Source organism: Maribacter sp. (assembly GCF_039974175.1).
In the GTDB taxonomy this organism is placed as follows: domain Bacteria; phylum Bacteroidota; class Bacteroidia; order Flavobacteriales; family Flavobacteriaceae; genus Maribacter_C.
In genome coordinates this window covers 148191-170272 of record NZ_JBDWJN010000001.1, presented here as the reverse complement: position 1 = coordinate 170272, position 22082 = coordinate 148191, and the positions used below count along the sequence as shown (strand labels likewise).

Here is a 22082-nt window from a genome sequence, read left to right as displayed (position 1 = left end):
CACTTTTCCTTTTCAGTTTTCATACCCCTGAAAACAGGGACTCTATTTTCACCAATTCAGGCGTACTCACACCCCACCCTTTATTTCATCTTTGTAGTATAAATCTGCAACACCTACAATTATGAAATTCAAAGCATTTATCCTTAGCATCGGCACGCTTATTATGGCGTGCAATAACGAAGTAAAAGCAACAAAAACCAACCTACAGGTATCTACTTTAAAGTCAGATGTCTTATTGCAGAGCACTGCCTTCAAGCCTTTTTCACGCATTAATAAAAAAGACTTTGTATACCTGAGTCTTTCGGGAAAAACAATCTTAGAAAGCGTGGCAACTTTTAAAGTCACCAACGAAAAAGGTGAAGAATTGCACTGTGAAACCTTCACTGCCAAAGAATTGATTCAACCGGAATATAAAACCGCAAACTCTTCCTTAAAAGAAACACATATACGCGAAGTTGTTGCGGGCTTTTTTGTGGATGATCTTGACTTTCAAAAGGTAAAAGACCATACAATTGCTGGGCTTTAATATCAAATCTTGCTAATCTGTTACTAACCCAAACACGATATCATGATCTTAATTGGAACGAAATCTACCCATCTGACATCGGTAAAGGCATCGAATAGATATTGTGCTGCTTGCCAGAAGTATGAGACTCTAATTTTAAATGTTTTTAGAATACAAATACATCTATTCGGCATTCCCATATTTCCGATAGCGAAAACAGGAAATGCATTCTGCCAAGATTGCAAACAAGTTCTTCAAGAGGAAGCTATGTCTGAACTCATTCTACACGACTATCTCCTTATTAAAAATAACACAAAGGGGCCTACATGGCAGCTTTCGGTCGGACTTTTATTCCTTGGAGTAGCCATCGCCCTATCACTAATAAATACAAGTACGAACCAGACTGAATTGGAATATTTGGCATCGCCGATACAAGGTGATGTCTACGAATACCTAATTGATGACGCTCAATACTCTACTATGAAAATAATTGCGGTTAGCGCTGACAGCTTTTACATAGCATTGAACAAACATAACATTAACGATATTTCGCGAATCGATTGGATTGACAAGGACGAGAATTATCAAAAAAACACAATAGCCTTTGAACGGCAAAAAATAAATGACATGTACAATTCTGGTAAGATTCTAGAGATTAAACGCAAGGCACAAAAAGTAAGTGATACCTTGTAAAACACATGATAATATGCAAGAAAAAAGGTTTTGCCTAGGCAAAACCTTTTTTTGTGACCGCGGAGGGATTCAAACCCCCAACCCTCAGAGCCGAAATCTGATGCGCTATTCAGTTGCGCCACGCGGCCATTATTTCTGGTATTAAGTCATCAAAGCTAATAAACTCTGAACCGCTAAGCTAACTTACTTTTTACTATTGTTGAGATGGTTTTTCCATCTGCTTGTCCAGCTAATTTTTTGGAAACGATTCCCATTACTTTTCCCATATCCTTCATGCCATCAGCACCAACCGCAGCTATTGTTTCAACTACAATTTTTTCAATCTCGTCTTCAGCCATTTGTTCGGGTAAGAACTGCTCAATAACAGCAACTTGGGCTAATTCTGGATCAGCTAAATCCTGTCTGCCTTGATCAATAAAAATAGCGGCACTGTCTTTACGTTGTTTAACCAACTTCTGAACTAATTGAATCTCTGCCTGTTCGCTTAGTTCACCATATGCACCTGATTCAGTCTGCGCTAACAACAAAGCCGATTTAATGGCGCGCAACGATTCTAAAGCAACCTTATCTTTAGCTTTCATAGCTGCTTTCATCTTTTCCATTACTTGTTGTTGTAAGCTCATGACGTTACCTTTTTTTTGGATTGCGAAGATAAAAAATAAACCCGAAAGTAAAACTTACTTCCGGGTTTAAGTAGTGTGTAATTATTGAGTTAGTCTACATTGTCATGTAGGAAAGAGTTATTCGAACGCAATTGAATCTCGTCATTACTATCTTCACTCAAGGTTGTTCTAGAAATCTTTTTTTCCGCAGGAGAATTATCTAGATCAACACCCTGACGTTTGTAAGCAGGTTCTTTTTCAATTTCATCAATATTGCTTAAACTATTCTGAAACTTATAATTGAAATCTTTCAACTTTCTTCTTCTTTCGTCAGCTCGTTCTTTGAGTAGTTCCTCCAATGGGGTTTCCATGGGGTCGATTTCTTTTATGGTCGCACTTGCATTTTCAGCAACGGTTCTTTTTTCAAAAACCAATTCGTCTTCAACAATCTTTGGTTCGAACTCTTCAGCCTTTGATTTTGCTCCGGTCAACTGATTTTCCAACTCCATATAATCGTCCAGGCTATAACGTGTCTCTCCTTCTTTATTATACTCGAGAACGGGAATTACTTCGATATGATCATTTACATCCATCTCACTAAGATCTTCATCGAGATCGAATGTGATAATATTTTCCTTTTCTTCTTCATTCTCGTCGGAAGTCACCAATGGTAATTCAAAACTCATAGCAAATTGATCTTCCTCTACTTCTAGACCAGAAACGACCTCAGGGTCAACCACATCAATATCGCGGATATTGCTTTTTGAATCGACAATAATAAAATCATCTTCCGAAACATTTTCAGCGACCACTTCTTCGTAAAAAACATTAAAATTACGAATGTAGTTTGTAGTCGGAATCAAATCGAAATCGTCGAAGTCATCGGTTAAGGTGTGTTTTAAAACGGGTTCATGTATCGGTTCTTCCTCTTCAATCAGTTGATGAACAATATTTTTTGGTGTCAAATTTTGAACCGCTTTTTGTCCCTCTTCTAAGGTGTGAATTATTTTCTTAGCCTCGCTATTTACAATATCATCTTGTTGATCAACATCAAACCCGGTTGCTATAACGGTTACCGCGATAGACTCGCCTAGGTCCTCATCTTCACCAACACCCATAATAATATTAGCACCATGACCCGCTTCCGTTTGAATATGATCATTGATTTCACCAATCTCATCGATAGTTATTTCTTGAGAACCAGAGACGATTAGTAAAAGCACATTCTTGGCACCTGTAATTTTATTGTCATTCAATAGCGGAGAATCCAATGCTTTCATAATGGCTTCATTTGCTCTTGAAGAACCGGTAGCAATTGCAGAACCCATAATAGCCGTACCACTATTTGAAAGCACGGTTTTGGCATCGCGTAAATCGATGTTTTGCGTGTAGTGATGTGTTATAACCTCGGCGATTCCTCGGGCGGCGGTTGCTAAAACTTCATCAGCTTTTGAGAAACCAGCTTTAAAACCAAGGTTACCATATACTTCTCTAAGCTTATTATTATTAATTACAATCAAAGAATCCACATTGTTTCGAAGTCTTTCGATACCCAACTGAGCCTGTTGGCATCGCATTTTTCCCTCAAATTGAAATGGCATAGTAACAATACCCACAGTCAAGATATCCATTTCTTTGGCCATTTTAGCTATAACGGGAGCAGCACCAGTACCTGTTCCCCCACCCATTCCGGCAGTAATGAATACCATTTTCGTAGTAACATCCAACATTCCTTTGATCTCTTCTGTACTTTCTATAGCGGCCTGTTCGCCCACTTCAGGGTTGGCGCCAGCACCTAATCCTTCTGTTAAGGAAACCCCCAACTGAATTTTGTTAGGTACAGAGCTATTTGTTAGCGCCTGAGAATCGGTATTCAAGATTACAAAATCAACACCATTAATGCCTGCTTGAAACATGTGATTAATGGCATTGCTACCACCACCACCTACTCCGATAACCTTAATTACGTTGCTTTGATTTTTGGGCAAATCGAAAGCTATTCCTTCAAATTCCGTGTTGTTGCTCATACTATTTATATTACTGGTTAATGGATAAATTCTTTTATTATTGGGGTCTCTATTCTGCATTGTCTAAAAAGTCCTTCAACTTGTCAGACCATTTATCAAACACTGATTTACGTTCCTTTTTTACTTTGGTAGCGGTTTGTGAGTCACCATCATGACCTGCTAAAACCGCTTCTTCTTGGGCAAACTCCATGTCATCCTCAGCCGTTGGCTCTTTGCCTTCATTTCCTATAGCGTTCATCAAAAGACCAACCGCAGTTGCATAAAGCGGACTTGCAACCGCCTCGTCGGAATCTCCGGCCAAATGCTCGTTTGGATAACCGATACGGGTATCCATCCCAGTGATGTATTCTACTAATTGCTTCAAGTGCTTTAACTGGCTTCCACCGCCTGTGAGTACGATACCTGCAATTAATTTCTTCTTCTGCTCTTCGTGACCGTAATTTTTTATCTCAACATATACCTGCTCGACTATCTCTACCACTCGTGCATGTATGATTTTTGAAAGGTTTTTAAGGGTGATTTCCTTGGGCTCTCTACCTCTTAAACCTGGTATGGAGACAATCTCATTGTCTTTGTTTTCTCCGGGCCATGCAGAACCAAACTTCATTTTTAAAAGTTCAGCTTGCTTTTCAATAATAGAGCACCCCTCTTTTATGTCTTCAGTAATTACACCTCCACCAAATGGAATAACTGCCGTATGTCTAATGATACCGTCTTTGAAAATTGCCAAATCAGTGGTACCGCCACCTATGTCAATCAATGCCACACCAGCTTCCTTTTCTTCTTGGCTTAATACCGCCTCTGAGGAGGCCAAAGGTTCCAAAGTGATATTACCCAAATCTAAACCGGCACTTTTAATACATCTTGCTACGTTTTTAATAGAGGAGACTTGCCCAACAACCACATGGAAATTGGCTTCTAATCTGCCACCATACATTCCTATCGGTTGCTTGATCTCGGCCTGTCCGTCAACTTTATACTCTTGAGGTAACACATGTATTATTTCTTCCCCAGGAAGCATAACCAGCTTGTACACTTGATTACACAGTTTGTCGAGATCATCTTCATTAATCACTTCTTCCGAATCAGCCCGAGTGATATAATCACTGTGGTGCAAGCTTCTGATATGTTGCCCTGCAATACCAACCACGACAGAACCAATCTTAAGGCCTGAATTAACTTCGGCTTCTTCAACAGCCTGTTGAATAGACTTGATCGTCTGAGTGATATTGTTTACCACACCCCGATGAACGCCAAGGCTTTTAGACTTACCAATACCCAAAACCTCAATTTTACCATACTCATTTTCCTTTCCAATGATGGCTACGATTTTGGTTGTTCCTATATCAAGACCGACTGAATATTTTTCTTGTTCCATTTGATTGATTTATATTTTAGTGCACACTACTTGGTTGTTGAATTCTAAGCTTACGACATTGTAATTGTCTAAGGTTTTATCTCTGTTCGCTTTGGTGTAAAAAGCTTTGAAATTGTTGAACTTTTCTTCCAAACCATCAACTCCTCCCAAATGCACCGTAAACTGCTCCAATCGAAAACGCAATTCGTATTTATCGACATCCGCAACGTGAATACCAATCACATTTTTTCTAAGGAATTGATCCGCATTGATATACTTCAAAATTTCATAGACATCCTCTAAACTTTTGCCAGTAACTTTACCTGTTATTATGGGCACTCTCGCCGAATGAGTCATAGACAAAGGCATGCGTTTACCCTCTTCGTCCAAATAAAATTTGCTTTCTCCTTCTATTCGTCCGATAGGCTTACGCTGCACAATTCTTGCTTCAAGTTCACCATTTATTGTCAGATAAACTTGGGCATTTTTGACCATTTTATTGGTCTCAATGATTTTTTCGATCTTATTCAAAACTAATTTTTCTTTGGGCACATTTTTAAAGCTCCCGTAATTTTGTATTAACAATTTATTAACCATAGCTTCCGTTATGTAAAGGTTCTGATCCCCAACGAATTCAATGTTCAATCCGTCGATTTTCTTCACATTACTTCTATGATTCGAAAATGCATAAAGCCCAGTAACTATAGCTAACAAGGCGATTACCTTTATATAATTCCAATTAATTCGCATACGCTAGTTCTCTTTTTATTTTTGGCACTTCTAATCCTATATCGCCCGCACCCATAGTGACCAGAACTTCAGGTCTTTGCCTATTAATTTCGGCTATTAATTCCGTTTTTTGCACTACTTTTTTCTTCGGATTTTCTATTTTTTCCAAGAGCCAGGCCGATGTAATGCCCGCTATGGGCAATTCTCTAGCCGGATAGATATCTAGTAACAGCACAGCATCGAATTTGGACAAGCTTTTTGCAAAATCGTCTGCAAAATCTTTTGTTCTAGAAAACAGATGAGGCTGAAAAATAGCGACCACCTTTTTATTTGGATGCATTTCAGAAATCGCATCATAAACGGCGTTAATTTCAGTTGGGTGATGCGCATAATCATCGATAAAAACAAAATCATCATTTTTGATTTTGTATGAAAATCTGCGTTGCACTCCTTTAAAAGTTTCAAGTGCTTTGGCTAGGCGGTGTACCGAGGAATTTGATTCCACCGCCATTGCAAAAGCTACCAAACCATTCAGCAAATTATGCCTTCCGGGCTTGTTGAATCGTACTCCTGATAGGGTAGCTTCAGGAGTGTTCAAATCAAATATGTAGGTGCCATGTTCAATCGTTAAATTTGTAATACAATAGTCCGAATCATCTTCAATTCCATAGGTGATTCCTTCTAAAGGCAACCCATTTCGGACGAACAACTTTCCACCAGGTTTTAGTCGATCTGCAAAATCTTTAAACGATTTTTGCAATTCATCGCTGCTGCCATAGATATCTAAATGATCTGCATCCATAGAAGTAATACAGGCAACATTGGGTGATAATCTCAAAAAGGATCGGTCAAACTCATCTGCCTCTACCACAGAAAAGGCTGTTCCCTCCAAGACAAAATTGCTATTAAAATCTTCTGAAATACCCCCTAGAAAAGCCGTCAAAGGCGTACCCGTCTCCTTGAGCAAGTGCGCTAAAATGCTTGAAGTAGTCGTCTTGCCGTGGGTGCCTGCAACGGCAAAACAAAAGGTATCTTTCGTAATTAAACCCAGTACTTCAGATCGCTTTTTAATACTACATCCTTTTTCTATAAAATGTTGATATTCCGAATGTGAAGTTGGCACCGCGGGTGTATAGACCACTAAAGTACTCTTCGCATCAAAATACTCAGAAGCAATCAAGGCTACATTATCTTCATAGTGAATATCAATGCCCAGTTTAGCGAGGTCTTTCGTTAGTGGAGTTATTGTTTTATCATATCCCGCTACATTTTTCTTTATAAACTTGAAATACCGTGCCAAGGCCGACATACCAATACCCCCGATACCGATGAAGTAGACATTATGTATGTTTTTCAAATTCATTTTACGATCTTCTTGTTCAGCATTTTAAGTTAGAAGCCACCTCCCTTGGGGAGAGGAAGGTGCCCTAACTCGTGGCTAATTCAATAATTTTTCTATTTCGTCAACTATATGTTCTGTAGCCTTTGGCAAAGCCATTCTTTTAAAATTTGTGCACAACTCTTGTTGTTTACTTTCGGATTCGAACAATTCGACAAAAGCTGTTTCAAAATTGGCATCTAAGTCTTTTTCCCGTATCATCACGGCCGCATTTTCATCGACTAATGCCTGCGCATTTTTAGTTTGATGATCCTCCGCTACCGTTGGAGAAGGAATAAAAATGGTAGGCTTACCCACGATACTCAATTCAGATACCGAACCTGCTCCAGCTCTAGATATTATAATATCAGCCGCGGCATAGGCAAAATCCATACGGTGCACAAAATCCTCGACCTTGACCATATCAGACTTATATTTTTTATACTCCTCATAGTATAATTTACCACATTGCCAAATAACCTGAATGTCATACTTCTTGAAAAAAGGCAGCTTTTCTTCTATCAACCGGTTGATTCTCCTTGCACCCAAACTGCCACCTAAAATCAACACCGTCGGCGTTCTGAGATTGAGTCTAAAAAACCCTAAGGCTTGGGCCTTATCTGTGTTTATTTCCGATAGATTGCCCCTAACCGGATTGCCCGTTTTTATGACCTTATCTGCAGGAAAGAACTTTTCCATTCCATCATAGGCCACACATATTTTTGCCACTTTATTCTTCAATAGTTTATTGGTGACCCCTGCATATGAATTTTGCTCTTGTAATACACAAGGAATGCCCCTACCGGAGGCCACGCGTAATACAGGGCCACTAGCAAAACCTCCCGTACCAATTACAACATCAGGTTTAAACTCTGCAATGATTTTACCAGCTCTTCTCAAACTTTTAAATACTTTAAAAGGGAAAGACAAATTTTTAAAGGTCAACTTGCGCTGAAACCCAGAAATTTGCAATCCAATAATCTCGTATCCCGCCAAGGGCACTTTTTCCATCTCCATTCTATCCTCAGCGCCTACAAAAAGGAAGTCCGCATTTGGATGCCTTTTTTTTAATTCATTTGCTATCGCAATGGCGGGATAAATATGTCCGCCTGTACCACCTCCAGATAGAATAAACCTATAATTGCCCACTTAGTATTTCTAAAGGATTGGTTTCGTCGATATTCAAATTCGCCTTATTCTTTTTGTGTTTCTTATTACTTACGCTCAATACTATTCCAATGGCCAAACATGTCATCCAAGCAGAGGTTCCACCACTACTAATTAAGGGTAAATTCTGTCCTGTAACCGGAAACAGTTCCACCGCCACCGCCATATTTATCAAAGCTTGAAATATTATTGGTAGCCCTACGGCCAGTGCCAATAAGGTTCCAAAGGTGGTAGGGCTTCCATTCGCTATTACCACTATACGAAATAACAAGAACAAGAAAAACAACATAAGTACTACGCCACCAACCAGGCCATATTCTTCAACAATGATCGCGTAAATAAAATCAGATGAGCTCTGAGGTAGAAAATTCTTCTGAACGCTTTTACCCGCTCCACGGCCAAACGAACCACCCGTAGCTATAGCAATTTTTGCCTTTTCGATTTGATAATCCGCTTCGGTATCCTCTCCATTAATAAAATTCTGATATCTATTCTCCCAGGTATCAACGCGATTAGCAAAGGCATCGGGAAAGGCTTTTGCAACCAGAATAAAAAATGTCAGTGCCAGGAGCCCCGACCCAACAATTCCCAATAGATACTTTATCGGATATCCTCCAATAAAACAAAGCACTAAGACCATTGTAAATATGATTCCTGCCGTGGAGAAATTAGCTGGCAATATTAACCCAACAACTGTAAAAACGGGGATCCATAACGGCACTATGCTGTCTTTAAAAGTGATCACCTCATCCTTGATTTTGGTCAGGTAACGAGCTACATAAATCATCAAAACGACTGCAGCCAAAGTAGAGGTCTGAAACTTTACGAACGGTAGGCGAATCCATCGGCTGGCGTTTGTTCCATCCACCGAGCTTCCTTGAAATAAAGTAATTACCAACAATACAACTACAATCGGCATTGCAATCAGTGATAAACCTTTGAAAAAATGCGTCGGAATTCTGTGGATACCATATATGATTCCAAAACCAAAAATTAAAAAAACGGCATGTCTGACCAAATGACCTATAGGCGTTCCATTACCCACCACATAAACCAAATTGCTACTAGCACTATAAACGGGCAAAAAAGAGAATAAGCCCAATAGCGCTACAACCGCCCAAAGTGCTTTATCACCATTTATATGTTTAAATAATGCCAACATTGTTATAAATTTTTAATCGCATCTTTAAATTGATTTCCCCGATCCTCATAATTCTCAAAAAGGTCGAAACTAGCACAAGCAGGTGAAAGCAAAACGGTATCACCTCGCTCAGCAATTTTATAAGCGACCTTAATGGCTTCCTCCATCGCAAAAGTTTCCACCATAAGGTCTACAACCTTGCCGAACGCATCCTTTATTTTTGAATTATCTAATCCAAGACAAATAATTGCCTTCACTTTTTCACGAACCAAGGGCATTAACTCTTTATAGTCATTGCCTTTGTCAATACCTCCTACAATCCAAACCGTCGGTGTGCTCATACTATCTAAGGCATAATAGGTAGCATTGACATTGGTTGCCTTTGAGTCGTTTATATACTGCACATGGCCAATTTTTAACACCTTCTCTAAGCGATGCGGGGCCCCTTGAAAATTCACTATGCTCTCTCGTATGGTTTCCTTTCGAATACTCACGAGCTTCGCCGCAGTAGCTGCTGCCATCGTATTCTTAAGATTGTGTTTTCCTTCAAGCGCTAAGTTGTCAGTGGTCATATGAATTGTATCGTTTTCTGTTGTTATTGTTATCTTCTTATTTTTGAGATAGGCCCCTTCTATCAATTCTCTTTTAATAGAAAAAGGCATCAAATTAGAGGTTACAGGATGATCTTTTAACCAGTCTTTTATCACTTCATCGTCGGCATCATAAATCAGATAATCCGTCTTGGTCTGATTCATAGCAATACGGAATTTAGAAGCGATATAGTTTTCAAATTGATACCCATATCGATCTAGGTGGTCGGGTGTGATGTTCGTTAGGATAGCGATGTGCGGTTTGAAATCTACAATGCCATCTAACTGAAAACTGCTAATTTCCAATACGTAGAAATCAAAGTCGTTTTCTGCGACCATTTTCGCATAGCTATCACCAATGTTTCCAGCCATGCCCACATGCAAACCAGCTTGTTCACAAATGTGGTTGGTCAACATAGTTGTTGTGGTTTTACCGTTACTTCCAGTAATTCCAATGATAATGGCATCGGTATACTGTGATGCAAATTCAATTTCGGAAATCACGGGAATCCCACTTTTTACTAGTTGTATCACCAAAGGCACAGTATCAGGAATACCTGGACTTTTCATCACTATATCAGCATTTAGAATTTTGCTTTCCGTATGGCTTTCATCCTCCCAATCTATCTCAAAATGTTCAAGAACTTTTTTATACTTTTTTTTAATCTTCCCTTTATCCGATACGAAAACTTCGTATCCTTTCTTTTTGCCTAGAATAGCTGTTCCAACGCCGCTTTCACCTCCACCTAGCACTACCAATCGCTGCATACTAGCGGATTTTTAAGGTCACTATACTCACTACCGCCAAGAATATCCCAACAATCCAAAAACGTGTTACAATCTTACTTTCGTGATATCCTTTTTTCTGATAATGATGGTGCAAGGGTGACATTAGAAAAATACGTTTACCCTCTCCAAATTTCTTTCGTGTATACTTAAAATAGGCGACTTGCAACATCACAGAAATAGATTCCGCGAAGAAGATTCCGCAAAGCAATGGAATCAATAATTCTTTCCTTAATATTATGGCCAAGACGGCTATGATACCTCCGATAGTTAAACTTCCGGTGTCGCCCATAAACACTTGTGCCGGAAAGGTATTGTACCATAAAAATCCGACCAAGGCTCCCACAAAGGCCGAAATAAAAACCAAAATTTCCGCCGATTCAGGTATAAACATAATGTCTAGGTATTCGGAGAAGAAAATATTACCCGAAACCAAGGCAAACACCCCGAGTGTAAAAACAATGATCGCTGAACTTCCCGCTGCCAGCCCGTCAATACCATCGGTAAGATTTGCCCCATTAGAGACTCCTGCTACAATCAAAATAATTATTGGAATAAAAATTAACCATGCATACTGCTTAGCACCTTCTCCAGCCCAAGCGATGATATCACCGTAATCAAACTCGTTGTTTTTGAAGAAGGGAACGGTGGTCATTGTAGACTTTATTTCCTCTCCCCGCACTTCTTCAACTGTAAATTGTTCGGTGATAATTGTCTTACTATGCTCTCGCATGGTTACTTCAGGATGAAAATAAAGCGTGGCTCCTACAATTAGCCCTAGGCCGACCTGACCTAAAATCTTAAACCTTCCTTTGAGACCCTCCTTATTTTTACGGAATACTTTTATATAGTCATCTGCAAAGCCTATAATACCCATCCAAACCGTAGCACCAATCAGCAGAATGATGTAAATATTTTCAAGTTTGGTAAAAAGCAACACCGGAATCATCGTAGAAAGAATGATAATCAAACCACCCATGGTCGGTGTACCAGCTTTTTGTTTCTGACCTTCAAGTCCGAGATCACGAACGGTTTCACCAATTTGTTTTTTTCTTAAAAAGAGAATAATACGCTTACCATAGACCGTAGCAATAATCAGAGAGAACAAGATTGCCATAGCTGCACGAAAGGTTGTGAACTGGAACAAACTGGCACCAGGCACCTGGTACTGTTTCTCTAAATATTCAAATAGGTAGTATAGCATTATTCTTTTGGCTTTGTTTCCCTTCTTCTTCGGTCAGGGTGACATTTTTTTCTTCTTCCTCTAAGCTTTATTCTGTGTTTTATTTATTCAGACTCTTTAAAAAATCCTTTACCATTTTAAAATCATCAAAATCAATTCGCTTGCCGTTAGTTTCTTGATAAGTCTCATGGCCCTTACCAGCCACTAGAATAATATCATGGGCCGAAGCCAACTGACATGCCGTTTTAATTGCCTGTTTTCTATTCTCTATGGATACTATTTTTTTTACATTTTGCGGCTCTACACCATCTTCCATCTCCTCAATTATAGTCGTTGGTGATTCAGTTCGTGGGTTATCGGAGGTAAAAATGGCCTTGTTACTCATTTCCGATGCGATATGACCCATAACCGGGCGCTTAGATCTGTCTCTATCGCCACCACACCCCACAACGGTGATGACGTTTTCATTTCCAGTTCTCAACGTGTTTATAGTTTCAAGCACGTTTTTTAGCGCGTCCGGTGTATGGGCATAATCGACTATAGCTGTAATCTTTTCTTTTGAAATAAAATATTGGAATCGCCCATCAACGTTTTCCAATTCACTTAATAATCTTAAAATCTCCAGTTTTTCTAATCCTAATAAATCTGCGACGGCATAAATAGCCAACATATTATAGGCATTGAAATGACCTATTAGCTTCGACCATAGCTCGTTGTCATCAATTTTCAACAATTGACCATCCAACTGATTCTCAAGAATTTGAGCACGGTAATCGGCATAGTTTTTTAAGGCGTAGGTTTTCTTTCTTGCCACAGTGTTTTGCAACATGACCAAGCCATTCTTGTCGTCGATATTCGTAAGGGCAAAAGCCTTTTTCGACAGCTTATCAAACAATATTTTTTTAGTATCCCGGTACTCCGCAAAGGTTTTATGGTAATCTAAATGATCGTGAGAAAGATTCGTAAAAACCGCACCTTCAAAAACCAGTCCTTCTGTTCTCTTTTGGTGAATACCGTGAGAACTAACCTCCATAAAGCAAAACTCCACACCTGCTTCGTTCATTAAGTTTAAATGTCTATTTATGACCAAAGGATCTGGCGTTGTATGACGTGTAGTGTATTCTTTGTCATCAACCATAATCTTGATGGTAGAAAGCAATCCAACCTTATAACCTGCCTTTTTAAACAACTGATACAACAAACTACTAACGGTTGTTTTTCCGTTGGTACCAGTGGTACCAATAAGTTTTAAATTTTTTGACGGGTTACCATAAAAGTTAGAAGCCATAAGTGCCAAAGCCTGATGCGAATCGTGAACTTCGACATAGGTGATTTCGTTGACTAACTGCTCAGGGAGCTCCTCGCATATAATTGCTTTCGCCCCAGAGTTAATTGCCTTTTCAATGAATTTGTGTCCGTCTGTAATAGTACCCCGCACAGCAATAAAGACATCATCCATCTTGACCTTTCTAGAGTCAAAATGAATTTCGTTGACCATAACATTTGTCGAGCCGCTAACGGCACGAAGGCCTACTGCATATAATATGTCTTTTAACAATTTCACTTCTATTTTCCCTGCTTCTTAAATTTCAATTGTAAGCTCAACTACTTGAAGTTTTAATTCTGCATTTTATCATTTCAGTTTTACGATAATTCAAGTACTATTTTTTGCGCTTTTTTAATGTCAGTTCCCTGAGCAACAGACTGTTTCTTGACCTTTCCATTGCCCTTAATTTCAACTTGAAGACCAAGGTTTTCCAATATAGAAACCGCATCCATTCCACTCATCCCCTTGACATTAGGCACTTTATTATATTTTTTCTGGGCTTCAGCATAATATTTCTGATAGGCCTGTTCAAGATTTTCGTATTCTGCCTGGAACATATCAACCTCGTCAACCATTGGAGATGTAGCGTATATTTTCTGAGCTATCGATTTAAAAACCGGACCTGAAACATCAGCTCCATAATAACCTACACTTTTGTCTGGTTCATGAATCACAACAATACATGAATATTTAGGGTCATCAGCAGGAAAGTATCCGGCGAAGGTGGAGATATAACCAAACTTATCACTGCTCTTATCTCGATAGTTTTTCTGCGCCGTACCTGTTTTTCCAGCCATAGAAAAGTTAGGAGAATACATTCGATGCCCAGTGCCATGTTTTTTCTCAACTACATTTTTCAGCATTTGCTGTACGTGTTTTGCGGTTTCTCGAGAACAAACTGCAGGATTGATAACTTCCTTTTCAAACTTTTGAATAGTCTTGTTCCATTCCTTGACTTCCTTAATCATTCGCGGTTTTATCATAATGCCATCGTTAGCGATAGCATTGTAAAATGTCAAGGTTTGCAGGGGAGTCATTGAAACTTCGTAGCCGTGAGACATCCATGCCAATGAAATTCCTGACCACCCTTTATCACCTGGGTATCGAATGACTGGAGTACCTTCTCCTTTTATAGGAAGCCCCAATTCTTGATGCAGGTTCATGCTCATCAATCGATTCACGAAGCGCGATGGTTTCTCTTTATACCCGTTGTGAATCATTTTGGCAAAAGCCGTATTCGAAGAAACCTCGAAAGCCTTTGCCGCCGAGATTTTACCATAGCCTCCGTGTTTAGAATCACGAACTGTACGATCATAAATTCTCCAACGCCCCTTTTCCGTATCCAAAACCGAACTAGTATCAATAACTTTGTCTTCTAAGGCAGCAACCATGCTCATCAACTTAAAAGTAGAACCCGGTTCATGTGACTCTCCAATTGCATAGTTTAGACGTTCGTAGTATTTTCCTTCTTTGGTGATTCCAAGATTCGAAATGGCCTTTACTTCTCCCGTTTCTCTTTCCATGACAATCACACAGCCATGATCTGCCTTGTATTTTTCCAACTGCCCCAATAGCGCATGATGTGCAATATCTTGTATGTTTATGTCAATTGTTGAAATCAAATCATAGCCGTCTTTGGGTTCAACAATATTGTCCCAACCGATGGGTTTCCATTGCCCTTTGGCTATTTTTTGTTTGAGACGCTTTCCTTCAATACCACGTAAGTATGCTCCGAAAGCTCGCTCAAGACCCACGCCGCTATAGTATCCGTTTTCATCAACATTTTCATAACCTACGCTTCGCTCTGCTATTTTTCCCAAAGGATGCTCTCGAACTGTTTTCTGTTCAACAATTAATCCGCCTTTATAAGGACCTTTATTGAACAGAGGAAACTTTTTCACTTCCATATATTCAGAATAATCCAAGTTTCTGGCAATTAGAGTGTAGCGATTCTTATTCGTTTTGGCCTTGCGTAGCAACTGCTGATAGTGCGATGCAGGCTTGCCCAGTAGTTTTGATAATGCCTCAGAAAGGGGTTTTATGTTTTCCTGAAAGTCTTCCGCCTTTACAGTTACAGCGTCAAATCTTATAGTGTAGCGTGAGACTGAGGTCGCTAACAAACTTCCATCATCGGAAATAAGATTTCCGCGATTCGGGGCGATAGTAAACATCTTTGTTGTTCGCTTTTCTGCCAAGTCACGATATTTATCTCCATGTACCATTTGGATACTCACCAACTTAAAGACCACTGCACACGAAAACAAGAAGAGGCTGCCGGCCACCAAATACAAACGGGTCAATATTTTTTTGTCACTTACTGCCACTATTTTTCTTCCTTTGCTTTTACTTTAATCTTTTTAGGTGGTGTTTCAGAGGGGTACAACTCTTTTTCTTGAAGTACCTCAGTAATTTTTGACTCCAACTTCAACTGTTGCACATCAGATCGAACATCGACAAACTCGCTATTCAGTTCTTTTACTTCTTCGTTTAATGCAGCAATTTGATGTACCTTTTTATCGGCGCTATGTGAACTTCCAATCATTACGGAGGCCAAAAAGGAAACGAATATGATAAATAGCCAGTTTTTAGGTGCATCACCACTTACCAAAAATTTTCCTTTTAAAATGTCAAGAATTCCTTTTTTTACCATCAAACTATATATTGTCTTTTCCGTCCGTTGATCTCAGTTGCGATAGCCGCAAACCTAAACTCGTTTATGTCATACAACAGCTTGTACATCAGTCAAACCCCTTTATGGGAAAATTATAATCTTTCCGCAATGCGCAACTTTGCACTTCTTGCTCTATTGTTGATTCGTATTTCTTCTTTTGAAGGAACTATTAATCCTCCCACTTTTTTAAAGGGAACATCGATATTTCCATAAAAGTCTTTTTCAGGTTCTCCTTCAAATTGACCAGCCCTTATGAACCGCTTAACCAAACGATCTTCTAAAGAGTGGTAACTGATAGCACTCAGTCTTCCGCCTTTATCCAACAAATCAGGAGTTTGCATCAAAAACTCCTCGATTACGGCAATTTCCTGATTCACTTCAATGCGAATGGCCTGATATACCTGTGCCAAAATTTTATGCTCTTTTGACTTTGGTAAAAATTGTCGCAATGCCTCTTTTAATTGTTCGGTAGTTTGAATTGGGCTTTCCTCTCTTTTCACTATAAGTGCTTTCGCCATAGCTCCTCCACTTCGCAAATCACCGTACTTAAACAGTACATTTCGCAACTCCTCAAAAGTGTAGCTGTTAACTACATCATAGGCCGAGATGCTATTTTTCTTGCTCATCCGCATATCTAAATCTGCGTCAAAGCGTGTTGAAAAACCACGTTCTGCCCTATCAAATTGATGTGATGAAACGCCAAAATCTGCTAAGATTCCATCAACTTTCCGAATGCCATAGAACTTTAAAAATTGTTTGATGTACCTAAAATTTTCGTTGATCAGCGTAAATCGGTCATCGTCAAGCCCGTTCTCCAAAGCGTCTTCATCTTGATCGAAGGCAATCAACTTGCCGCTCTTTCCCAATCGATTCAAAATTTCCCTAGAATGACCACCTCCTCCAAAAGTTACATCTACATATACACCATCCTCTTTTACCACCAGTCCGTCAACAGACTCCTTTAATAAAACCGGATTATGATACATTGTCGGAGTCATCACCATCATCTCCCATCACTTCCTCTGCCAAACTTGCAAAGTCCTCCGCCGTTTCGTCCAAAACCTTTTCATAGCTATCCTTATCCCATATCTCAACAATATTAATTGCTGAGCTTAAAACCACTTCCTTTGTAATTCCTGCAACGGCAACTAAATTTTTTGGTATCAACAGCCTTCCGGTAGCATCGATCTCAATCATTTTCACCCCAGCCGAAAAGCGTCGAATAAAATCATTGTTCTTCTTCTTAAAACGATTCTTCTTGTTCATTTTCTCCATAAGAAGATTCCACTCTGCCATCGGATATAATTCCAAACAAGGCTGAAAAACTGACCTTTTTATAACAAAACCTTCTTTTAGAACAGGTGCCATCTGATTTTTTAGGGCAACAGGCAACATTACCCTACCTTTGGTATCGGCTTTGCAGTCGTATGTTCCAATGAAATTGATCACTTAAAAGCTTGGTTTTCATTTAATAACTCAAATATATATATTTTATTACCACATTTTACCACATTTTACCACTTTCTTGCTAAAAAAGTGCTTTTTTAGATGAACTACATCTAAATGAGACGTATACCTATTGATTAGAAAAGTTGATTTTAAATCGAGTTTGTTGTATTTAAAAAGAAAACTGCTATCTTTTGCCCCGTCTAACCAACCCGGCTTATACGAAGGGAAATCGTATATTTGCCAGCAGAGCTTGAAGCACCGCTGAATGGAAGAAAAAATTATTACGGAAGGAAAATTTAAGTATGTTGAAATAGGGGAAGGCACCCCTATTATCATTTTACATGGCCTCATGGGAGGCCTAAGTAATTTTCATGGAGTAACCGAATACTTTCCTGATAAGGGGTACAAAGTTCTTATTCCAGAACTACCCATTTATGACATGCCCATGTTAAAAACCAATGTGAAGCAGTTTGCCAAATTTTTGGAAAAATTCATAGAGTTCAAAGGGCTAAAAGATGTTATTCTATTGGGAAACTCGCTAGGTGGTCATATTGGCTTATTACATACCAAGTTATATCCTGAAATGGTAAAAGCTTTGGTAATTACTGGAAGCTCAGGATTGTATGAAAGTGCTATGGGAGATGGTTATCCCAGGAGAGGAGACTATGATTTCATTAAGAAAAAGGCACAGAATGTTTTTTATGATCCAGCAGTGGCCACTAAGGAAATTGTTGATGAAGTTTTTGCCACTGTGAACGATAGAAGTAAAATTGTCAAAACTTTGGCGATTGCCAAAAGTGCAATCAGACACAATATGGCAGAAGATCTGCCAAAAATGAAAACACCAACTTGTATCATTTGGGGAGAAGACGATGGCGTTACTCCACCAGATGTTGCCGACCTTTTTCATGAATTGCTCCCTGATTCCGATTTATTTTGGATGAAAAAATGTGGGCATGCCCCAATGATGGAGCATCCGCAAGAATTCAATCAAATTCTAGACGCCTGGCTACAAAAACGCGGGTTTTTAGGAGCGCTATAAAATCGTTTTGTCTCCCTGTAATACCTTCTTATCGTGAAAATAAAATCTGCCAACTTTGTGATGAGCAATTCAGATGTTTCGAAATGTCCATCAGAACCACTACCTGAATATGCTTTTATTGGCAGGTCGAATGTCGGAAAGTCTTCATTGATCAACATGTTAATGGATCGCAAGCATTTGGCAAAAACTTCTGGAAGACCAGGAAAAACCCAACTTATCAATCACTTTAAAGTGAACGATAACTGGTTTTTAGTCGATTTGCCTGGTTATGGATATGCCCGGGTTTCGAAAAAAGACAAAAACATTTTCCAGAAATATATTACCAATTATTTTGAGCAACGAAGACAGTTGGTCTGCTCTTTTGTCTTGGTTGATATACGGCACGAACCACAAAAAGTAGATATGGAGTTTATGGAGTGGTTGGGTGAAAACGGTATTCCCTTCTGCATAATTTTTACCAAAGCTGATAAACTAAAGCCAAAAGCAATTCAAAATCAAGTGGAGAGCTATTTACAAAAAATGGTCAATGGCATATGGGAAGAAGCACCCCAGCATTTTATTACGTCATCATCTAATAGCTCAGGACGTGATGAAGTATTAAATTTTATTGAAGAAATCAATCTACAGTTTTTTAAGGAGAACGCTGTTTAATTAGCTCAATTAATACCTCAGCATTTTTCATTCCATTTAATTCTTTCGTCTTTACGAAAACCTCTAACCCATTGCGCGATACCGCCAATACAATGGGAAAAGTATATTTGTGACCAAATTTTGATGCATAGATTTTTACAAATTCATCTTTGTGCAAGAACTCCATTTCCAAGTCGGTCTCTTTTCTGAACTTCTTCCAAACGGCATTCTCAGTGAAGGCTCCATAAGTAATCTCACAAAGGCTGCAAGCATACGTATCAGGACTAAATATCTTATGAGCACCGTCCATTATCATATTTCCAATACCTGAATCGGCATTATATATAAAAATCAGTTTTTGCAATTGAGTGTCCTTCATTTTTGATCGGTAAAGCTATATATTTATAATTCGCAAAGAAATCATTTATGTGGATTAAAAAGACCTATACCCTAATTGTCGTTGCAGTGTTTTTTCAGTTGCAATGTAAGTCACAAAAAACTGATGTAGCTTACAAGTCAGAAAGCCTAAAGGTAATCTCCATTTCTGAAAATAGCTATGTACACATTTCCTATTTAAACACAAATGATTTTGGCACGGTAGCGTGCAACGGAATGATTTACCTAAAAAACAAGGAAGCTGTAATATTTGACACGCCAAGCGATCTCGCAGCTTCAGAAGAATTATTAAAATGGTTAACCGATGCTAAAAAGGTCAAGGTAAAAGCAATTGTGGTCAACCATTTTCATGTAGATTGTTTAGCAGGTTTAAATACCTTTCACCAGGCTGAAATTGCTTCCTATGCCAACACTAGAACCATAGCATTAGCTATGAAAGATAGTGTTACAGCGCCTCAAATTGGGTTTGAAATGCAAAATGAATTGAATATCGGAGGCGAACGAATCATCAACCGCCATTTCGGTGAAGCGCATACCGAAGATAATATTATAAGTTACATTCCTAGTGAAGAACTGATTTTTGGAGGCTGTATGATAAAGTCTCTAAACGCCCCCAAAGGTAATCTTGAAGACGCTAATACCGATACATGGAGTAAAACGGTACAAAATATAAAGGACAATTATCCGAACTTAAAGGTTGTTGTTCCTGGTCATGGGAAGTACGGAAGCACAGAACTATTAGATTATACTATAGAACTCTTTAAGCCCAATTGATAATGAAAAACGTGTTGAATCTTGTTTTTGCAGTACTCTTATTAATCGGATGTAGCGAAATAGTAGAAAAAAGAAAGGATGAGCTACCACCTGTGGTTGCACCCTTCTCCGATTTAGATACGCTGGCCATAAATGATTGGTGGAACCGGGGCGAAAATCCCATACTAAATTTAAAGGTTAGCAGAGATAGTGTAATTGCCTTCGGAATTTATACAGTTTCAAATCAGACTTTAAAACTATCCGCTCAACTATATCCGTTATACCCCGATGAATCACGCGAGCTTCGTTTGGAAATTGAAGAAAATGGAGCTTGGAAAGAAATCCAAAAACAAAAAATAAACGATATTGGTTGGTCTAGCTTGTTTCGCGTTGAAAATTGGAATGATACTAAAGACACCAAATACCGTATTCGTCATGGATTAAAATCGCAATTTGAAGGATTGATTCGCAAAGACCCTAAGGATAAGGAAACGATTTCTATTGCTGCGCTCTCTTGCAATTCGAATAAAGATCGTGGCATGCGTGAAAATTACGTGCGAAATATTAACCATCAAAATCCTGATTTGATATTTTTTGCCGGCGACCAATCGTACGACCATACCGAACATACAGCGGCCTGGTTAAAGTTTGGGCTACAGTTTCGCGAGACCTTTCGCAATCGCCCCGCGATCACAATTCCAGATGATCACGATATCGGACAAGGAAATCTTTGGGGTGAAAATGGCAAGTTATCGGTTACTAAAGGAAGTGCCGACGGAGGTTATCGTTATCATATCGAATATGTAAAAATGGTAGAACGTTGTCAGACTGCTCATCTTCCTGACCCCTATGATCCTACGCCAGTTGAGCGAGGTATTGGGGTGTATTATACCAACCTGCTTTTGGGCGGTGTAGATTTTGCTATTTTGGAAGACCGCAAATTCAAGTCGGGACCGGAAGGAAAGATTCCGCAACAAGGCCCGCGACCAGATCATATTCGAAATGCCGACTACGATCCAACTTCGATTGATTTACCAGAACTTACGCTATTAGGAGATCGCCAATTGGCATTTTTGGAACATTGGGGCAATGCCAACAAACAGGTCATAAAGGTGGTGCTATCGCAAACTGGTTTTTGTGGGGGTGCTCATATCCACGGGCAAAAGGCAAATCGCTTACATGCCGATTTAGACTCAAATGGTTGGCCGCAGACGGGGCGCAAGAAAGCGCTAGAACTGATTCAAAAAGCCGGTGCGGTTCATATAGCAGGAGATCAGCATTTGGCGACGGTAATCAAACAAGGCATCAATGAATTTGGCGACGGCCCTTGGGCATTTGTTGTGCCTGCTATTGTAAACGATTATTACAGCCGGTGGTGGTGGCCTGAAAATGAAAAGCCTGGGGCCAACCCCAACCTAAATACCTCATTGCCCTGGACGGGAGATTACCTCGATGGGTTCAACAATAAAATCAGTATGATGGCCTATGTCAATCCTGAAAGTAACTCCAAAGGCGGTGGTTACGGATTCATACGGTTTGACAAAAAAAACCATACGACTACTTTCGAATGCTGGCCGCGCTATGTTGATGTCACCCAAGAAGATGCCGAACAGTTTGAAGGCTGGCCCATAACGGTAAGTACCCCACTTCCATAAA

Annotated in this window: 21 protein-coding genes and 1 tRNA gene; 6 read left to right on the top strand and 16 right to left on the bottom strand. The window is 39.3% G+C overall.

Annotation, left to right across the window (positions count from 1 at the left end; translation table 11 throughout):
• The first annotated feature begins 121 nt into the window (after nt 1-121).
• Both ABJN95_RS00775 and ABJN95_RS00770 read left to right on the top strand, forming a co-directional pair.
• Nucleotides 122-526, top strand: coding sequence for a hypothetical protein (locus tag ABJN95_RS00775; protein ID WP_348368073.1), 405 nt, complete (start codon nt 122-124; stop codon nt 524-526).
• A gap of 42 nt (nt 527-568) precedes the next feature.
• The gene (locus ABJN95_RS00770; protein WP_348368072.1) at nt 569-1198 is read left to right on the top strand and encodes a hypothetical protein; all 630 of its coding nucleotides are present in this window, start codon (nt 569-571) and stop codon (nt 1196-1198) included.
• 54 nt (nt 1199-1252) lie between these two features.
• On the opposite strand, the gene ABJN95_RS00765 is transcribed toward ABJN95_RS00770, so the two are convergent.
• The 15 genes from ABJN95_RS00765 to mraZ all read right to left on the bottom strand — a co-directional run bounded on the left by ABJN95_RS00765 (nt 1253) and on the right by mraZ (nt 17605).
• Nucleotides 1253-1326 (bottom strand) — tRNA-Arg (locus ABJN95_RS00765).
• A gap of 45 nt (nt 1327-1371) precedes the next feature.
• Nucleotides 1372-1821, bottom strand: a complete 450-nt coding sequence (locus ABJN95_RS00760) for a GatB/YqeY domain-containing protein (protein ID WP_348368071.1) — start codon at nt 1819-1821, stop codon at nt 1372-1374.
• An 89-nt stretch (nt 1822-1910) separates the two neighbouring features.
• Nucleotides 1911-3827 carry a cell division protein FtsZ gene (gene ftsZ, locus ABJN95_RS00755; RefSeq protein ID WP_348368070.1) on the bottom strand — a complete coding sequence of 639 codons (1917 nt, stop codon included), beginning with the start codon at nt 3825-3827 and terminating at the stop codon, nt 1911-1913.
• Between the two features lie 49 nt (nt 3828-3876).
• Nucleotides 3877-5205, bottom strand: coding sequence for a cell division protein FtsA (ftsA, locus tag ABJN95_RS00750; protein ID WP_348368069.1), 1329 nt, complete (start codon nt 5203-5205; stop codon nt 3877-3879).
• A gap of 9 nt (nt 5206-5214) precedes the next feature.
• Nucleotides 5215-5934 carry a hypothetical protein gene (locus ABJN95_RS00745; RefSeq protein WP_348368068.1) on the bottom strand — a complete coding sequence of 240 codons (720 nt, stop codon included), beginning with the start codon at nt 5932-5934 and terminating at the stop codon, nt 5215-5217.
• The gene (gene murC, locus ABJN95_RS00740) at nt 5924-7276 is read right to left on the bottom strand and encodes a UDP-N-acetylmuramate--L-alanine ligase (RefSeq protein ID WP_348368067.1); all 1353 of its coding nucleotides are present in this window, start codon (nt 7274-7276) and stop codon (nt 5924-5926) included. The genes ABJN95_RS00745 and murC overlap by 11 nt, the downstream gene beginning before the upstream one ends.
• Nucleotides 7277-7351: 75 nt before the next feature.
• A complete protein-coding gene (gene murG, locus ABJN95_RS00735) occupies nt 7352-8440 on the bottom strand; it encodes an undecaprenyldiphospho-muramoylpentapeptide beta-N-acetylglucosaminyltransferase (protein ID WP_348368066.1) in 1089 nt (362 codons plus the stop codon).
• A complete protein-coding gene (locus ABJN95_RS00730) occupies nt 8427-9620 on the bottom strand; it encodes an FtsW/RodA/SpoVE family cell cycle protein (RefSeq protein ID WP_348368065.1) in 1194 nt (397 codons plus the stop codon). The genes murG and ABJN95_RS00730 overlap by 14 nt, the downstream gene beginning before the upstream one ends.
• Nucleotides 9621-9622: 2 nt before the next feature.
• A complete protein-coding gene (murD, locus tag ABJN95_RS00725; RefSeq protein ID WP_348368064.1) occupies nt 9623-10957 on the bottom strand; it encodes a UDP-N-acetylmuramoyl-L-alanine--D-glutamate ligase in 1335 nt (444 codons plus the stop codon).
• Between the two features lies 1 nt (nt 10958).
• The gene (mraY, locus tag ABJN95_RS00720) at nt 10959-12179 is read right to left on the bottom strand and encodes a phospho-N-acetylmuramoyl-pentapeptide-transferase (RefSeq protein ID WP_348368063.1); all 1221 of its coding nucleotides are present in this window, start codon (nt 12177-12179) and stop codon (nt 10959-10961) included.
• A gap of 79 nt (nt 12180-12258) precedes the next feature.
• Nucleotides 12259-13722, bottom strand: a complete 1464-nt coding sequence (locus ABJN95_RS00715; RefSeq protein ID WP_348368062.1) for a UDP-N-acetylmuramoyl-L-alanyl-D-glutamate--2,6-diaminopimelate ligase — start codon at nt 13720-13722, stop codon at nt 12259-12261.
• Nucleotides 13723-13802: 80 nt separating this feature from the next.
• Nucleotides 13803-15809 carry a penicillin-binding protein gene (locus ABJN95_RS00710; protein ID WP_348368061.1) on the bottom strand — a complete coding sequence of 669 codons (2007 nt, stop codon included), beginning with the start codon at nt 15807-15809 and terminating at the stop codon, nt 13803-13805.
• Nucleotides 15809-16135 carry an FtsL-like putative cell division protein gene (locus ABJN95_RS00705; RefSeq protein WP_348368060.1) on the bottom strand — a complete coding sequence of 109 codons (327 nt, stop codon included), beginning with the start codon at nt 16133-16135 and terminating at the stop codon, nt 15809-15811. The genes ABJN95_RS00710 and ABJN95_RS00705 overlap by 1 nt, the downstream gene beginning before the upstream one ends.
• A gap of 113 nt (nt 16136-16248) precedes the next feature.
• The gene (gene rsmH, locus ABJN95_RS00700; RefSeq protein WP_348368059.1) at nt 16249-17154 is read right to left on the bottom strand and encodes a 16S rRNA (cytosine(1402)-N(4))-methyltransferase RsmH; all 906 of its coding nucleotides are present in this window, start codon (nt 17152-17154) and stop codon (nt 16249-16251) included.
• Nucleotides 17132-17605 (bottom strand): division/cell wall cluster transcriptional repressor MraZ, encoded by a 474-nt coding sequence (mraZ, locus tag ABJN95_RS00695; RefSeq protein WP_348368058.1) that lies wholly within the window; start codon nt 17603-17605, stop codon nt 17132-17134. The genes rsmH and mraZ overlap by 23 nt, the downstream gene beginning before the upstream one ends.
• Nucleotides 17606-17870: 265 nt before the next feature.
• Here mraZ and ABJN95_RS00690 point away from each other — a divergent pair, with 265 nt between their 5' ends.
• Together ABJN95_RS00690 and yihA are read left to right on the top strand one after the other, a co-directional pair.
• The gene (locus tag ABJN95_RS00690) at nt 17871-18647 is read left to right on the top strand and encodes an alpha/beta hydrolase (protein ID WP_348368057.1); all 777 of its coding nucleotides are present in this window, start codon (nt 17871-17873) and stop codon (nt 18645-18647) included.
• Nucleotides 18648-18680: 33 nt separating this feature from the next.
• Nucleotides 18681-19298 carry a ribosome biogenesis GTP-binding protein YihA/YsxC gene (yihA, locus tag ABJN95_RS00685; protein WP_348368056.1) on the top strand — a complete coding sequence of 206 codons (618 nt, stop codon included), beginning with the start codon at nt 18681-18683 and terminating at the stop codon, nt 19296-19298.
• Here yihA and ABJN95_RS00680 read toward each other — a convergent pair.
• Nucleotides 19279-19656, bottom strand: a complete 378-nt coding sequence (locus ABJN95_RS00680) for a GTPase (RefSeq protein WP_348368055.1) — start codon at nt 19654-19656, stop codon at nt 19279-19281. The two genes, yihA and ABJN95_RS00680, sit on opposite strands and share 20 nt — an antisense overlap.
• 47 nt (nt 19657-19703) lie before the next feature.
• Here ABJN95_RS00680 and bla point away from each other — a divergent pair, with 47 nt between their 5' ends.
• On the top strand, nt 19704-20447 hold the full coding sequence (gene bla, locus ABJN95_RS00675; RefSeq protein ID WP_348368054.1) for a subclass B1 metallo-beta-lactamase: 744 nt from the start codon (nt 19704-19706) through the stop codon (nt 20445-20447).
• Between the two features lie 2 nt (nt 20448-20449).
• Nucleotides 20450-22081 carry an alkaline phosphatase D family protein gene (locus tag ABJN95_RS00670; protein ID WP_348368053.1) on the top strand — a complete coding sequence of 544 codons (1632 nt, stop codon included), beginning with the start codon at nt 20450-20452 and terminating at the stop codon, nt 22079-22081.
• Nucleotide 22082: the final 1 nt, after the last annotated feature.